Origin of the sequence: Rothia sp. HMSC066G07 (assembly GCF_001814485.1) — a bacterium.
Taxonomy (GTDB): Bacteria; Actinomycetota; Actinomycetes; order Actinomycetales; family Micrococcaceae; genus Rothia.
The window spans coordinates 102,980-117,213 of the sequence record NZ_KV816933.1; the positions used below are offsets into that span (position 1 = coordinate 102,980).

The 14,234-nt window shown below is 60.5% G+C and carries 11 protein-coding genes and 1 pseudogene; 4 read left to right on the forward strand and 8 right to left on the reverse strand.

Annotated features, from left to right (window positions below; genetic code table 11):
• Window positions 1–90: 90 nt before the first annotated feature.
• Window positions 91–1,878 carry a geranylgeranyl pyrophosphate synthase gene (locus tag HMPREF2971_RS08695; RefSeq protein ID WP_246825107.1) on the forward strand — a complete coding sequence of 596 codons (1,788 nt, stop codon included), beginning with the start codon at window positions 91–93 and terminating at the stop codon, window positions 1,876–1,878.
• 66 nt (window positions 1,879–1,944) lie between these two features.
• On the forward strand, window positions 1,945–2,859 hold the full coding sequence (gene panB, locus HMPREF2971_RS08700; protein ID WP_070692574.1) for a 3-methyl-2-oxobutanoate hydroxymethyltransferase: 915 nt from the start codon (window positions 1,945–1,947) through the stop codon (window positions 2,857–2,859).
• Between the two features lie 155 nt (window positions 2,860–3,014).
• Here the strand turns inward: panB and HMPREF2971_RS08705 are convergent, their stop codons facing one another.
• Entirely contained in the window at window positions 3,015–3,272 is a 258-nt protein-coding gene (locus HMPREF2971_RS08705; RefSeq protein WP_012903791.1) for a hypothetical protein, read from the reverse strand.
• Between the two features lie 259 nt (window positions 3,273–3,531).
• On the opposite strand from HMPREF2971_RS08705, the gene map reads away from it, so the two are divergent.
• Complete coding sequence (map, locus tag HMPREF2971_RS08710) at window positions 3,532–4,443, forward strand: type I methionyl aminopeptidase (RefSeq protein ID WP_005506520.1); 912 nt, start codon at window positions 3,532–3,534, stop codon at window positions 4,441–4,443.
• A gap of 133 nt (window positions 4,444–4,576) precedes the next feature.
• Window positions 4,577–5,428 (forward strand): polyphosphate--glucose phosphotransferase, encoded by an 852-nt coding sequence (gene ppgK, locus HMPREF2971_RS08715; RefSeq protein WP_070543321.1) that lies wholly within the window; start codon window positions 4,577–4,579, stop codon window positions 5,426–5,428.
• Window positions 5,429–5,604: 176 nt separating this feature from the next.
• Here ppgK and nrdR read toward each other — a convergent pair whose 3' ends face one another.
• From nrdR to HMPREF2971_RS09430, 7 genes and pseudogenes are all read right to left on the reverse strand, one after another.
• Window positions 5,605–6,060 (reverse strand): transcriptional regulator NrdR, encoded by a 456-nt coding sequence (nrdR, locus tag HMPREF2971_RS08720; protein ID WP_005506525.1) that lies wholly within the window; start codon window positions 6,058–6,060, stop codon window positions 5,605–5,607.
• A gap of 175 nt (window positions 6,061–6,235) precedes the next feature.
• Window positions 6,236–9,778: a DNA polymerase III subunit alpha gene (gene dnaE, locus HMPREF2971_RS08725; RefSeq protein ID WP_070692577.1), complete on the reverse strand. Its 3,543-nt coding sequence runs from the start codon at window positions 9,776–9,778 to the stop codon at window positions 6,236–6,238.
• Between the two features lie 90 nt (window positions 9,779–9,868).
• Window positions 9,869–10,855, reverse strand: a complete 987-nt coding sequence (locus HMPREF2971_RS08730; RefSeq protein WP_005506532.1) for an RluA family pseudouridine synthase — start codon at window positions 10,853–10,855, stop codon at window positions 9,869–9,871.
• Window positions 10,856–10,960: 105 nt separating this feature from the next.
• On the reverse strand, window positions 10,961–11,608 hold the full coding sequence (gene lspA, locus HMPREF2971_RS08735) for a signal peptidase II (protein ID WP_141752165.1): 648 nt from the start codon (window positions 11,606–11,608) through the stop codon (window positions 10,961–10,963).
• Between the two features lie 288 nt (window positions 11,609–11,896).
• On the reverse strand, window positions 11,897–12,436 hold the full coding sequence (locus HMPREF2971_RS08740; RefSeq protein WP_049360269.1) for a DivIVA domain-containing protein: 540 nt from the start codon (window positions 12,434–12,436) through the stop codon (window positions 11,897–11,899).
• 456 nt (window positions 12,437–12,892) lie between these two features.
• Complete coding sequence (locus HMPREF2971_RS08745) at window positions 12,893–13,192, reverse strand: YggT family protein (RefSeq protein ID WP_049360266.1); 300 nt, start codon at window positions 13,190–13,192, stop codon at window positions 12,893–12,895.
• 10 nt (window positions 13,193–13,202) lie between these two features.
• Window positions 13,203–13,511: pseudogene (locus HMPREF2971_RS09430) on the reverse strand (cell division protein SepF); the annotation flags it as partial.
• Window positions 13,512–14,234: the final 723 nt, after the last annotated feature.

A 14,234-nucleotide genomic window follows, 5' to 3' on the forward strand; every position in this document is an offset into this window, starting at 1 on the left:
GGGCGGGGAGCGGGGTCGCCTTGCGATAATGGGAGTATGCTACATTCCATTCTTCCCTCGACTGTGCAGTTTCCGTCGGAGCAGTTTCCATTGGCGCAGCTTCCGCTGGCGACCAGCATCGTTGCCGCTGATCCTACCGGTTTAGAGTGGCTACTACTTATTGCCGCCCCCATTGTTTTCTTGGTGTTGTACCTGGTCTGCCTTTTTGCGGTTGCGGTCTTTGGCCCGACAGTCATGAAGAACAGCAAGTCTGGTGGCACGACCTACCTGCTGGATCGCCCCTCCCGCGTGGCGTTTAGGACTCGCACCGTGGCGCTCTTTGCGGTGGTGGGTGCGTTTGTAGAGCTTCTTTGGCTCGGTTATACGGGGCGCGTGGGGTCGATGGCGGTCATTCCGATCCTGCTCTTCACGTGGTCGTGGAAGTACACTTTCTTCTTCCTGCCGCTTCAGCTACTTCGTGCCTGGTATGTTCACGCAAGCCGCGGCAAGTATGATGCGCTGTCGGCTGAGGGTGCTCAGCGCCGTGAGAAGCTGAACCGTAAGAGCGCTTACGAGGTGTCGAAGATGATGCAGCGTAACCCGCAGCAGTTCGCCATGAATAAGGAGCTACATACGCTGGCGCGCGGTCAGAAGATTGCGGGCATGCGTCCGTTCCAGCACCTTGATGAGGCGGGCAAGAAGCGCCGCGCGAACTATACGGTGGAGCTGGCTGTGGCGCTCATGCAGGCGCGTGCCATGAACCCCGGTAAGCTTCCGTCGGAGGCGTTCGGTGAGAGCATCCTGGGTATGGGTGTTGGCATTGCGTCTGATCGGGCGGTGGAGCAGACCTGGCTGACGCTGTGCACGGAGCGTGTCAACGCGCCGGATGCGCCGAACTACCCGGATTCGCTGGGGCCGGTGGCGGCTCGTTTTTCGCTGTTTACCACGATGTCGCTGTTGCATCCGGTGATGGGTCGCCCCTATTCGCCGTTTACTGCGCCGGATGCGCGCCGTTTTGTTCCGCGTGATTTCTCGGCGGATACCGTGCTGTTGAAGACTGAGGAGCTGGGCAAGAAGGCTCTGATGCAGAGCGCGATTTTCCGTCAGCTTCATGAGCGTCTTCTGCCGTTGCATCAGCAGCAGCCTCAGCTGGTGGATGGTCGCGCCCTGGCATATTGCGGTGCCCTGCTGTTGACTGTTGCGAAGGCTGAGGCGGAGAGCCAGCGCCTAACGAGCCAGATTCTGGTGGCGGCGGCTTCGGAGCGCGGCATCCTGTCCTACGGTTTGTTCTCGCAGATTGCTGAGGATTATCAGTGTGTTCAGCGTCTGCTGAATCTGATGGTGAAGGCGACCGCCGACATTGAGCGTTTCATCAACGCGGTGGAGGCGCTGGTGCAGATGCATTCTGGTCCGGTTCAGCCTTCCGGTATCGCGTACGAGAAGGTGCAGATGGAGTACATCGCTGCTCTTCTGGACGTTATTGTCTTCTCTTCGCACGCCCCGCTTGCCGGTTCTATTCAGGCGTCTTACGCCCTGCTGAAGGCAGACTATGAGGCGTTTACTTTCAACACCACCGATGAGCTGAGCCGTAGCTACTGGCTGCAGTACGCGAAGAACGCGGTGAACGCCTGCGATACGGGCCTGTCCCAGGGCTATGAGGGTTTCTTCGATAACGATGCGGCACTCCCTGCGTGGGAGTCCTACGCGGAGGACGTCGTGAAGGAAGTCTGCACCTATTCGATTATGCAGCTGTATTGGGATGCTCTGGTGCAGCAGGCGCTCATTCAGCGCGATTTGCCGCGTGAGTTTAGTGATGCTTCTTCCGCTATTCCGGAGCTGATGAATAAGAACGCCGCTGCGTCGTTCCCGACCTACTACATTAACCTCATCTGGAACTAGGCATAGTTGTTCCCTCGGGGTGAGCGGTACGCCAGGTTGGAGCCGTGCAGGGTTAGAATAGTCAGCATGACTACTGAGCGTTCTTCCGAGATCTCTTCGCCCTACGCGGCACAGCCTGCCGCTACCTCCGCGGCGGCTCCCGCGACTGCTTCTGCGTCGAAGCCTTTTGACCTGGACACCGTCAAGAAGGTTCGTACCGTTCACCTGGCGCAGGCTAAGGCGACCGGGCAGAAGTTCTCCATGCTGACCTGCTACGACGCCCTGACGGCGCAGATTTTTGACCGTGCCGGCATCGACATGCTGCTGGTTGGCGATTCTGCGGCGAATGTGGTGCTCGGTTACGAATCGACCCTGACCATTACCCTGGATGAGATGATTCCGCTGGTTGCGGCGGTTTCTCGCGGTGCATCCCGCGCCATGGTGGTTGCCGATCTGCCGTTTGGTTCTTATGAGCAGTCCCCGCAGCAGGCGGTGGCGAGCGCTGTTCGCCTGATGAAGGAGGGCGGTGCACACGCGGTCAAGATTGAGGCGGATGCTTCGATGGCTGAGTGGGTTCGTGCCCTGGTGCGTACCGGTATTCCGGTGGTGGCGCATGTTGGTTTCACCCCGCAGTCGGAGCATGCCCTGGGTGGTTTCCGTGTGCAGGGCCGCGGCGATGCGTCTGAGCGTGTCCGTGAGGATGCGGTGGCGCTGGCTGAGGCTGGTGCGTTCTGCGTGCTCATGGAGATGGTGACTGCCCAGACTGCGCAGCTGGTGGATGAGGCGGTGGGCACTGTGCCGACTATTGGTATTGGTGCCTCGAATGTGACCACCGGTCAGGTGCTGGTGTGGCAGGACATGATGGGTGTTCGTTCCGGTCGCGTGCCGCGTTTTGTGAAGCAGTTTGCGCAGGTCGGTCAGGTCATGGAGGACGCTGCGCGTGCTTATCGTGAGCAGGTTCGTTCGGGTGAGTTCCCGGCGGCTGAGCACAGCTTTGAATAGGCTTTAGGTTTAGAAGACAGCTTGAGACAAAGCGAAGACCCCCGTATCCGGTGTTCCGGGTTCGGGGGTCTTGCTGTATCTATTTTTCTGCCTCTGTTAGACGCCTCTATTAGAGGCATACGTGCAGAACGTTCGCTGGGCTTTAGAGCAAGGCTTTAGAGCAGGCCGCCGTCCTTCTCCCATGCCTCGTTGCGTTCGCGGGCGCGGTCCATGGCGTGGGCGGCTTCTTCGTAGGTCTTGAAGGGGCCCCACAGTGAGGTGACGGCGCTCTGCTGGCCGCGCTCAACCTCACCGGTGGCGAGGTTGTACCAGTATTCGTCAGCGTGCGGGCTGGTTGCGTCAGCTGCGGAGTTCAGGGTCTTTTCGACCGCCGATTCGATGGCTTCGCTCAGGTGGCTTTTCTTCTCGCTCATGGGTTCTCCTTCGACGGTATTGAGTCAGTATGTCTAGCATCTCACGCGCCCAGGTTCGTGGCAATGAGGCGGGCGAAGCTTCTCGCGGCGTTCCTCCCCTTTTCTCATGTCTTCTCCTCCGCTCCCCGCCGCGCGGTTTTGCCGCTAGCGTGCATGAAATTTTATTCACAATCTGGGAAAAAGGTACGGCTTGTGTATCCGCCGCTTTTTAGCGCCTGAGCAAGGGACACAACCCGCCCACGCCCGGTAAGATGAAACTATGTCTTCAACCAAAACGAATACTTCGCACAATCTTCCCGCAGAGCCCGGTCGAGCACCCGTGGGTTGTCTGACCCCCGGACGCATCACCCCCATGCGCCCGGTCCCCTCGCACATTGTTCGCCCCGAGTACGTGGGTAAGCCCACCGCCAACGAGGGTAACGACTCGAACATGTACACCCCCGAGGAAGTTGAGCGGGTTCGCGCAGCCGGCAAGATCGCGGCAGGCGCCATCGTTGAAGCATCCAAGATTTGCGTACCCGGCACCACCACCGACGAGATTGACGTGCTGGTCCACGAATACATTTGCGACCACGGCGCGTACCCCTCCACCGTGGATTATCGCGGCTACCCCAAGTCCGTGTGCACCTCCCTGAACGAGGTCATCTGCCACGGCATCCCGGATTCCACCGTGCTGGAGGACGGCGACATCCTCAACCTAGACGTCACCGCATACCTGGACGGCATGCACGGCGACACCAACAAGACCCTGCTCGTCGGCAACGTGGACGAAGAGTCCCGCCTGCTCGTTGAGCGCACCGAGGAGTCCCTCAACCGCGCGATTAAGGCTGTGAAGCCGGGCCGCCAGATCAACGTGATTGGTCGCGTCATTGAGAAGTACGCGGCACGTTTCGGTTACGGCGTGGTTCGCGACTACACCGGTCACGGTGTGGGTCGTGAGTTCCACTCGGGCCTCATCATCCCCCACTACGATGCGGCACCCGCCTACGACACCGAGATTCGTGAGGGCATGATTTTCACCATCGAGCCCATGCTGACCCTCGGCACCATCGAATGGGACCTGTGGGATGACGACTGGACCGTGGTCACCCGCGACCGCAAGCGCACCGCGCAGTTCGAGCACACCCTCGTGGTGACCGCTGACGGCGCGGACATCCTGACTCTGCCCTAAAGCGCAGACCTCTGGGTTTCCTACTTGTGCAGATACGAGCCCCAGCACCTCACTTTTATATCAATTCACCCACTGACAAGCCCGCCCACTCACCCGATTGCACGGCAGTAGGCGGGGCGAAAGAGAGAAAACCATGAGCGATTACGCAGAACCCGGCGTCATCACCGAGCTGCCCGCGCCCACCCCCAAGGACCTGCAGATTGGTGTGGACATTGGAGGCACCGGCATTAAGGGCGGCATCGTCGACCTGCGCACCGGTAACCTCGTGTCCGACCGCTTCCGCATTGATACCCCCAAGCCTGCAACCCCCGAGGCTGTGGCTGAGGTTGTACGCCGCGTAGTTGATGAGCTGCAGGGCCGCGACCTGGCACCGGACCCCGAGTCCGCTGTCGGCATCGACTTCCCCGCAGTGGTGAAGAACGGCATGGTCTTCTCCGCAGCGAACGTGGACGACTCCTGGATCAACACCGACCTGGAACAGGTCATGAGCGAGGCTCTGGGCGGCCGCACCGTCTACGGCCTCAACGACGCTGACGCAGCCGGTCTGGCTGAGGCAACCTACGGCCAGGGCCGTAACCGTGACGGCCTAATCGCTGTCATCACCCTGGGCACCGGCATTGGCTCCGCCCTCATCAACGACGGCGTGCTGATCCCGAACACCGAGCTGGGCCACCTGGAGATTGACGGCCACAACGCCGAGTCTCAGGCTTCCGCTCGTGCCCGCGAGGTGCACGAGCTGTCCTGGAAGAAGTACGGCAAGCGCCTGTACCGCTACTTCGAGCACGTACAGATGCTCTTCTCCCCCGACCTGTTCATCATTGGCGGCGGCATCTCCAAGAACCCGGAAAAGTTCATGCCCTACTTTGAGGATCAGATTCGTACCCCTATGGTCATGGCTGCCCTGCGCAATAACGCCGGTATTGTGGGCGCGGCGCTGTGGGCTGGCGGTATGCTGCCTGAGCGTCAGCGCCGCGGCGAAGCGTAAGGGCTTGCTTCCTGCTATCCGCCTCGGATAGCGCTTCACATACGTACGAAGGGACCGCCTTCCGAATCATTCGGAAGGCGGTCCCTTCTGTATGCCGCCGCTCATGTAGCGGCGGCTGAGCTCATTAGCTACTGGGTTAGCTAGTGGCTGTGCTAGTCAGTTACTGTGCTAGCTAGTTACTGGGCGATGCGGTCCTCACGCAGACGCGCAATCGCCTCCTCAAAGTCTTCAAGGTTCTCAAAGGCCTGGTACACGCTCGCAAAACGCAGGTAGGCGACCGCGTCCAGCTTCGACAGCGGCTCCAGGATGGTCAGACCCACCTCGTGCGCGTTAATCTCCGCCAGACCGCGAGCACGAATCAGCTCCTCAACCTCCTGGGCGAGCTTCGCCAAATCATCCTCACCCACGGGGCGGCCCTGGCATGCCTTACGCACGCCCGCGGCAATCTTCGAACGGTCAAAAGGCTCGGTCACGCCGGAACGCTTAATCACCGAAATGGTGGTGGTTTCAACGGTCGTGAAGCGGCGAGCGCAGGAGGTGCACTGGCGGCGGCGGCGAATTGCGGCGCCGTCATCGGTGGTGCGGGAATCCACCACGCGCGAGTCGGTGTGCTTGCAATAGGGGCAGTACATTGTTTCTCCTTGGCTGGGCGCTAGCGCCCGCGTATACAGCGCTCAAGAATATTTATACCTATTCTACCGTGATATACAGCGGATACACCGTATGGTGTGAGTGAATATACGCTCAGGGTGGACTCTGCTATGCAGAATCCACCCTGTCATTCCCACCTTGCGGGGTTATATATGTTTAGCGTCGAATGCAGCTCGGACCGAAAATCGTCTTGATTTCACCGAAGAGGCTCGGGTTCGGCTCCACGCGCACGCTCGCATCCAGCAACACCAGTTGCTCCTTATCGCGGGTGCGGATGAGCATGCGCACATCCGCGGTACCCTTGTGGTCGCGCAGGGTCTCCTTCAGCTCCTTTAGGTTCGCCTCGGTCACCAGGTACTCGGGTACCACGATGGTGATGGGTGCGGCGCGGCCGTCATCACTGATTTCCAGGATCTGCAGTTCCTGCGCGCTCATGTTCACGCTACCGTCGTCGCGGCGCTGCACGCGGCCACGAATCGAGCAGATGAGGTCGTCCGCCAGGGCGGCGCCCATCGTCTCGTAGGCGCGGGAGAAGAACATGACCGTAATGGTTGCGCCCGAGGGGTCTTCCAGCTCCACGGAGGCGTACTGGTTACCGCTGGACTTGGCGATACGACGCGAAACGCCGGTGAGCATACCCGCAATGGTAACGGTTTCGCCGTCGCGCACGTGCGAGTCTTCACCGATGATGTCGTGTACCGAATGGCTTGCGGCATCCGAGAGCGCACGCTCCAGTCCGCGCAGCGGGTGGTCCGAAACGTACAGGCCCAGCATGTCACGCTCAAAGTTCAGCTTCTCACGGCGGTCCCACTCGGGCACGTCGGGGATGGTCACGGTCAGCTCATCACCCAGGGCGTCATCCATTCCGAGGGAGCCGAAGAGGTCGAACTGACCCGCCGCTTCCTTACGCTTGACCGCCACGGCCGCGTCCACTGCCGCCTCGTGAATGAGGGACAGCGAACGGCGGGTGTGGCCCAGGTCGTCGAAAGCGCCCGCCTTAATGAGCGACTCGATGGTGCGCTTATTGCACACCTGCAGCGGCACCTTCTTCAGGAAGTCATTGAAGGACTCGTAGCGGCCCTTCTCCTCGCGGGCGGCAATCATGCCTTCGACCACGTTCGCGCCCACGTTACGGATCGCGCCCATACCGAAGCGGATATCGTCACCGACAGGGGCGAAGGTCAGGGTGGACTCGTTCACATCCGGCGCGAGCACGGTAATGCCCATGGCGCGACATTCGTTCAGGTACAGCGCGAGCTTGTCCTTGTTATCGCCCACGCTGGTCAGCAGTGCAGCCATGTACTCCTGCGGGTAATGCGCCTTCAGGTACGCCGTCCAGTAGGACACCAGACCGTACGCAGCCGTGTGCGCCTTGTTGAACGCGTAGTCAGAGAACGGCAGCAGAATATCCCAGAGCGCCTTAATAGCGCCCTCAGAGTAGCCGTTAGAAATCATGCCGTCGTGGAAGGTAGCGTACTGCTTATCCAGCTCCGCCTTCTTCTTCTTACCCATCGCACGGCGCAGCAAGTCTGCCTCACCCAGAGTGTAGTTCGCGACCTTCTGAGCAATCGCCATAACCTGCTCCTGATACACAATCAGGCCGTAGGTGGTGTCCAGAATATCCTTCAGCGGCTCTTCCAGCTCGGGGTGAATCGGCTCAATCTCCTGCTTACCGTTCTTACGCAGAGCGTAGTTGGTGTGCGAGTTCGCGCCCATCGGGCCCGGACGGTACAGCGCCAACACTGCCGAAATGTGTTCGAATTCCTCAGGCTCCATGAGCTTGAGCAGCGAGCGCATCGGGCCGCCATCGAGCTGGAACACGCCGAGGGTGTCACCGCGCGCCAGCAGACGGTACGATTCCGGATCGTCCAAAGACAGGGATTCCAGGTCCAGGTCGATGCCTCGGTTGACCTTAATGTTCTCCACCGCATCGGAGATGATGGTGAGGTTACGCAGACCCAGGAAGTCCATCTTGATCAGGCCCAGGCCCTCACAGGTGGGGTAATCGAACTGGGTGATGACCTGGCCGTCCGCCTCGCGGCGCATCACGGGGATGACGTCCACGAGGTCCTTGCTGGACATAATCACGCCCGCAGCGTGCACACCCCACTGACGCTTCAGACCCTCCAGGCCCTTCGCTGTCTCGAACACCTGGCCGTAAATCTTATCGACCGGGTCCTCAATGAGGGCGCGCAAATCTGCCGCCTCGGCGTAACGCTTATCCTCTTCGTTGTACACGTTCGCCAGGGCGATGTTCTTACCCATGACGTCCGGCGGCATCGCCTTGGTGAGGCGCTCGCCGACCGAGTATGGCTGGTCCATCACACGGGAGGCGTCCTTGAGCGCCTGCTTCGCCTTAATGGTGCCGAAGGTGACAATCTGCGCGACCTTGTCCTCACCGTACTTATCGGTCACGTAGTCGATGACCTCGCCGCGGCGACGATCGTCGAAGTCCACATCGAAGTCGGGCATGGAGACACGGTCGGGGTTGAGGAATCGCTCGAAAATCAGGTCGTGGTCGAGCGGGTTCAGCTCGGTAATGCGCATCGCGTACGCCACCATCGAGCCTGCACCGGAGCCACGGCCCGGACCCACGCGGATGCCGTTGCGCTTTGCCCAGTTGATGAAGTCGGCGACCACGAGGAAGTAGCCGGGGAAGCCCATGGAGGTAATAACCCCCACCTCGTACTCCGCTTGCTTGCGCACAACATCAGGGATACCCTGCGGGAATCGATAGTGCAGACCCTTTTCAACTTCCTTCACGAACCAGGATTCCTCGTTTTCGCCCTCGGGCACGGGGAAGTTCGGCATGTAGTTTGCCTTGGTGTTGAACTCCACGTTGCAGCGTTCAGCGATTTCGAGGGTGTTCTCGCAGGCACCGGGAATGTCACCAAAAATGGAGTACATTTCCTCGGGCGAGCGCAGGTAGAAGTTATCCGCGTCGAACTTGAAGCGCTTGGGGTCGGTCAGGGTCGAGCCGGACTGCACGCACAGCAGCGCCGCGTGGGCGGTGTGGTCTTCCTGGCGGGTGTAGTGCAGGTCGTTGGTCGCCACATAGGGCAGGTTCAGCTGCTTGGCGAGGCGGTGCAAATCCTCCTGCACGTTGCGTTCAATGTCGAGGCCGTGGTCCATAACCTCGCAGTAGAAGTTGTCCTTGCCGAAGATATCGCGGAATTCGCTCGCCGCCTGGACTGCCTCGTCGAACTGTCCCAGGCGTAGGCGCGTCTGAACCTCACCGGAGGGGCAGCCGGTGGTGGCAATCAGACCCTTCGAGTAGGTCTGCAGCACCTCGCGGTCCATACGCGGCTTGTACAGCTGACCTTCCAGCGACGCAATCGAGGAGGCGCGGAACAGGTTGTGCATGCCCTCGGTGGTCTCAGCCCACATGGTCATGTGGGTGTACGCGCCACCACCGGACACGTCGTCGCGGGAGCCGTCGCCCCAGCGCACACGTGAACGGTCGGTGCGGTGCGTGCCGGGGGTCAGGTACGCCTCCACGCCAATGATGGGCTTGATGTCGTGCGCTTTAGCCTGGCGCCAGAAGTCGAAGGCACCAAAGAGGAAGCCGTGGTCACTGGTCGCCATGGACTTCATGCCGAGTTCTTTAGCGTGGGTGAACAGGTCACCCAGGCGCGCGGCGCCGTCGAGCATGGAGTATTCGGTGTGCACGTGCAGGTGCGCAAAATCTTTGGTTGCCACGGGAATCTCCTGAAGATGTGGGCTGGAGGATGGGCGGTGAATGTGAAGCTGTATGCGGCAGCGCGCGGGTGGCTATAAATAGCCGGCTGTTTAGCCGAGCTGAACCTTACCCTCGCGCAGAGCGGTCAGCGCGTAGGACAGGTCGAGCGGGTACTCGCTGGTGAAGGTCACGCGCTCGCCGGTGCCGGGGTGGTCGAAGCCCAGGCGGTGCGCGTGCAGCCACTGGCGGGTCAGGCCCAGTTCGGCGCTAAAGCGCGGGTCGGCGCCGTAGGTCAGGTCGCCGCAGCAGGGGTGGCGCAGCGCGGAGAAGTGCACACGAATCTGGTGGGTGCGTCCGGTTTCCAGGTGCACCTCCACCAGGGATGCGGGGCCGAAGGCTTCGAGCACGTCGTAGTGGGTGATGGAGTTGCGTCCGTCTTCGACCACGGCGAACTTCCATTCGTTGCCGGGGTGGCGGCCGATGGGTGCGTCGATGGTGCCGCGTAGCGGGTCGGGCAGGCCCTGCACGAGGGTGTGGTAGACCTTGTCCACGGTGCGTTCCTTGAAGGCTCGCTTGAGTTCGGTGTAGGCGCGTTCGCTGCGGGCTACGACCATCAGGCCGCTGGTGCCCACGTCCAGGCGGTGCACAATGCCCTGGCGCTCTGCCGCGCCGGAGGTGGCAACCGAAATGCCCTCGCCCATGAGCGCGGAGATGACGGTGGGGCCGTGCCAGCCGGGTGAGGGGTGTGCCGCCACGCCTGCGGGCTTGTCCACCACAACGATGTCCTCGTCCAGGTGCACGATGCGGAAGCCGTCCACCTTCTCGGGGCGGATGTCCGCCAGATCGCGCGGTGCGGGTGCGTCCACGACGACCTCGTCCCCTGCGGAAAGCTTGTAGGACTTGCCGATTTTCACGGTCTTGCCGTTGTTGGTCACGGTCACGTGGCCGTCACGAATCCACCCGGAGGTGCGGGTGCGCGGCGCGTCGAGGGCACCGGCGAGTGCGGCGTCCAGGCGCATACCGGCGAGCGCGCCTTCAACGGTGAATTCGGCGCGGATGCGTGCCGTATCTTCGGCGGCGTTGGTGGTTTCGCTCATGCGGCTCTCCTTCGGGTGGTGTTTGCTTAGGTTTTCTGTGTGAGGGGTCGTCTGTGTGAGAACGGCTATAGGCACGTGTAACGGCGATGCAGCCGGGGCGGGGAGCTACTTGGCGCTCTTTTCGTCGGTGCTCTTATCGTCAGCCGGGGTTTCGTCAGCGGGCGCCTGCACGCGGGTGCCGTTGAGGTTCAGACCCTTGAAGTTCAGCAGCACGATGAACGCCATGCACACGCAGATTGCAGAATCTGCAATATTGAAAATCGCGAAGTTCGGTACGGAAATAAAGTCAACCACGTGACCGGAACCGAAGCCGGGCTCACGGAAGAGACGGTCGAAAAGGTTGCCGCAGATACCGCCGAGCAGACCGCCCAGCGCGAGGGTCCAGGACAGGGCGCGGGTGCGGCGCAGCAGGTAGAACACCACGGCCGCGGCGGCAACCATGACGAGGGTGAAGACCCAGGTGACGTTCTCACCCATGCTGAATGCGGCGCCGGAGTTACGGATCGAGTACCACCACAGAAGCCCGTCAATGACGGTGATGCGTTCCCCCAACTGCATCTGGGTAACGACCAGGTATTTGGTGCCCTGGTCGATTACGAACACGACGGCGGCGAGCACGAGCGCGAGAATCCCCGCGGAGCGAGCCGAAAGGATGCGCACGCGGCGTCCAGTAGCTTCTTCGGTGGTGTTTTCGGCAGCGTTATCGCTAGCCTGTGCGACTGAGGATTCAGCAGTCTTGGGGGTGTTGGTCATAGCTCTCCTCTAGTCTGTGCCGGTTGCTACGCGCCCGAACGCAAACCTGGTGCGGTACCGTTCGATAGTGCCCCTCTAGCTTAGCAAATCGGGGTAGTGCATCGAGTATTCGGCGGTGATTTGGCGGGTGCTCTCCCCCGCTTCTCATCCTGTGTTCTCAAGCCGGGCGGAGCAGGTATGAGAATACCGCCCGGTTCTCTCCATCTTCCCCGGTGAATAGCGGTGGAAGAGAAAGAATCCGGGCGGCATACGCCTCAAAGCGTCGTTAGCTCATTCAAGCGAACTGATTTATGCGGAAGCCTCGATGGACTTGAGGTTCTTGAGCTCCTGAACCTGTGCGTCCAGGTGCTGCAGCAGCTTGGAGCGGTAGCGGCTCTCGAAGCCGCGCAGAGCCTCAACAGCGATCTCCAGCTCTTCCTTCTCGTCGGTGAGGCGAGAGAGAACCTCTTCGCGCTGCTGCTGAGCTTCGCTCACCATAGCGTCAGCCTTCTTCTCAGCCTCTTCGATCAGTTCAGCCTTAGCCTTCTCGCCCTGTGCCACGTATTCGTCGTGAACCTTCTGTGCCATGGCGAGCAGTGCCGCCGCATCCTGAGGTGCAGCCGGTGCCGCGGAGGACTGTGCGGGTGCTACAGCCGCTGCGGGGGAATCGGGTGCGTTTGCAGAGAGCTGCTCAACCTGACGCTCCAGAGCGTCACGCTCGGAGTAGAGTGCGCGCAGTTCGACAACGAGCTCGTCCAGGAAGTCGTCGACCTCGTTGCGGTCGTAACCGGCCTCTTCGGTCACGATCTTGAAGCTCTTAGTGATTAGGTCTTCAGGGGTGATTGCCATGGGCTTCTCCTCTAGGTATCCCTACGGGGTTTGGTGATGAAGTTGAGTGCCGCGGATTCACCAGCCAGATAGCTCGTGGTCCCAATAATTCAGGGTCCCGATGGCTCAGGGCACGGCTATACCGCGATGCAGTCGTTGGCACCAATTCTACTATTCTTTGGGTTCTGCACCGGGTTTTATATCGGTTGAACCGTAAAATATTCGCTCTGCGCAAGGGTGGGATTCACCACGTCTAATATCCTCCCTAGTCCCCGCTTGTCCCCCTTGTATTTTCTGCCCTGCGGCGCATTTTGAGAAGGTTGTCGAGAAGACATTTTGACGATCCCCCAGGTAGAACACAGGCGCAAAACACAGGCACAGAAAACCCCCGCTCTGCACTCAACCCGTGAACGGGTCAGGCAGGCGGGGGTCTATCGTTTGTGCTCGTCAGCTGTCGCCTCTTAGCGGAGTACGCGCTTACGAGAAGGCCGCGGTCATCCGCATCATGACGCTCAGCAGCAAAGACAACAGAACAATCAGAATCAGGAAGCCGGTGTCCAACGCAACGTTACCCACACGAACTGGCGGGATCAGGCGGCGCAGCTGGTTCATCGGCCAGTCAGTCACCGCATACACACCGCTGGCGAAGAGCAACACAATGCCCTTGGGTCGCCACTCCGGAGCGAACATGCGCACCCAGTCAAAGAGCATGCGCAGCAGCATCGCAATGTAGAGAACGTAGACAACGATCGTAATGAGGGCGAAAATATAACCCATCTATCAGTCCTTAGCCCTGGTCGAAGGGGAATTCGCCGTCGGTCTCAAAGCCGGCGGGAACCTCGGAGTTAGCCACACCCAGAACCTCCAGGTTGGAGGGGGTCAGCAGGAACACCTTAGCGGTGACGCGCTCAATGCGGCCCTCCAGTGCGAATGCCAGACCGGATGCGAAGTCCACCAGGCGCTTTGCGTCTGCGTCAGGCATTTCTTCCACGTTCATAATCACGGGGATGTTCTCGCGGAATGCCTCACCAATGATCTTTGCGTCATTGTAGGAGCGGGGGTGGATAGTGGTGATGCGACGCAATTCGTCCTCTTCTTCCTCGTAACCGTAGGTGTATCCGTTGGTTTCTTCGGGCTCGTAGCCCTGGTCGTAGTAGCCGTCGTTGGAGTACGTCTCGGCGTACTGCTCGGTGTATTCGGTATTCGGCACCGGGGTGTCCTCCCAATTATCTGCGCTGGCGTCGTCCCAAGTCTGCTCGGTTTCTGCCAGATCAGCTGTGGTTTCAGGTGTATGAGCGGTGGCGTATGCCGCTGCATCTACGGTTGCTCGTCCGTCGGCAGATTCTTCTGCGTCCAGATACTCGGTTTCTGTACCGTCATCGTAGCTATCAGCCTGCAGGTACTCTTCCTGTTCAGTATAGGCGGGTTCGTCCTGCAGGTGGTAGGTTTCGCTCTGCGACTCGGCATCGCTGTACTGTGCCGAGCCGGGCAGCACTGAGAGCCTGTTGGCGCTGTCGGTCTTCTGCGCTGTAGCAGCCTGCCCTGCGGAGGCGTTTGCCTCCCGGCGGGAGTCAGCCTGCACAGCCTGCGGGGATTCTTCCGGCATCGTCTCAGCGTTCTGGTATCGTTCCAGGCCGAGGAAACCCGCCAGACGGCTTTGTTTCGCCATGATTCTCTCGCTGTTCTTTCACGTTGGTGGTGTACAGGTTCTGCCGTAGTGCGTCATCAGAAGGTGTGTGCGTAACGGTACGCCATGCACCGGCATGTATATATTACCAGCGCCCACCCCGCGCAGGCGGTCAAGGGCACCGATGAGTAT

Excerpts from the sequence above, each read along its gene's own strand:
- HMPREF2971_RS08740 (WP_049360269.1), bottom strand. The coding sequence starts at position 12,436 with ATGGCAATCACCCCTGAAGACCTAATCACTAAGAGCTTCAAGATCGTG.
- ppgK (WP_070543321.1), top strand. The coding sequence starts at position 4,577 with ATGAGCGATTACGCAGAACCCGGCGTCATCACCGAGCTGCCCGCGCCC.
- map (WP_005506520.1), top strand. The coding sequence starts at position 3,532 with ATGTCTTCAACCAAAACGAATACTTCGCACAATCTTCCCGCAGAGCCC.
- panB (WP_070692574.1), top strand. The coding sequence starts at position 1,945 with ATGACTACTGAGCGTTCTTCCGAGATCTCTTCGCCCTACGCGGCACAG.
- lspA (WP_141752165.1), bottom strand. The coding sequence starts at position 11,608 with ATGACCAACACCCCCAAGACTGCTGAATCCTCAGTCGCACAGGCTAGC.
- HMPREF2971_RS08745 (WP_049360266.1), bottom strand. The coding sequence starts at position 13,192 with ATGGGTTATATTTTCGCCCTCATTACGATCGTTGTCTACGTTCTCTAC.
- HMPREF2971_RS08705 (WP_012903791.1), bottom strand. The coding sequence starts at position 3,272 with ATGAGCGAGAAGAAAAGCCACCTGAGCGAAGCCATCGAATCGGCGGTC.
- nrdR (WP_005506525.1), bottom strand. The coding sequence starts at position 6,060 with ATGTACTGCCCCTATTGCAAGCACACCGACTCGCGCGTGGTGGATTCC.
- HMPREF2971_RS08730 (WP_005506532.1), bottom strand. The coding sequence starts at position 10,855 with ATGAGCGAAACCACCAACGCCGCCGAAGATACGGCACGCATCCGCGCC.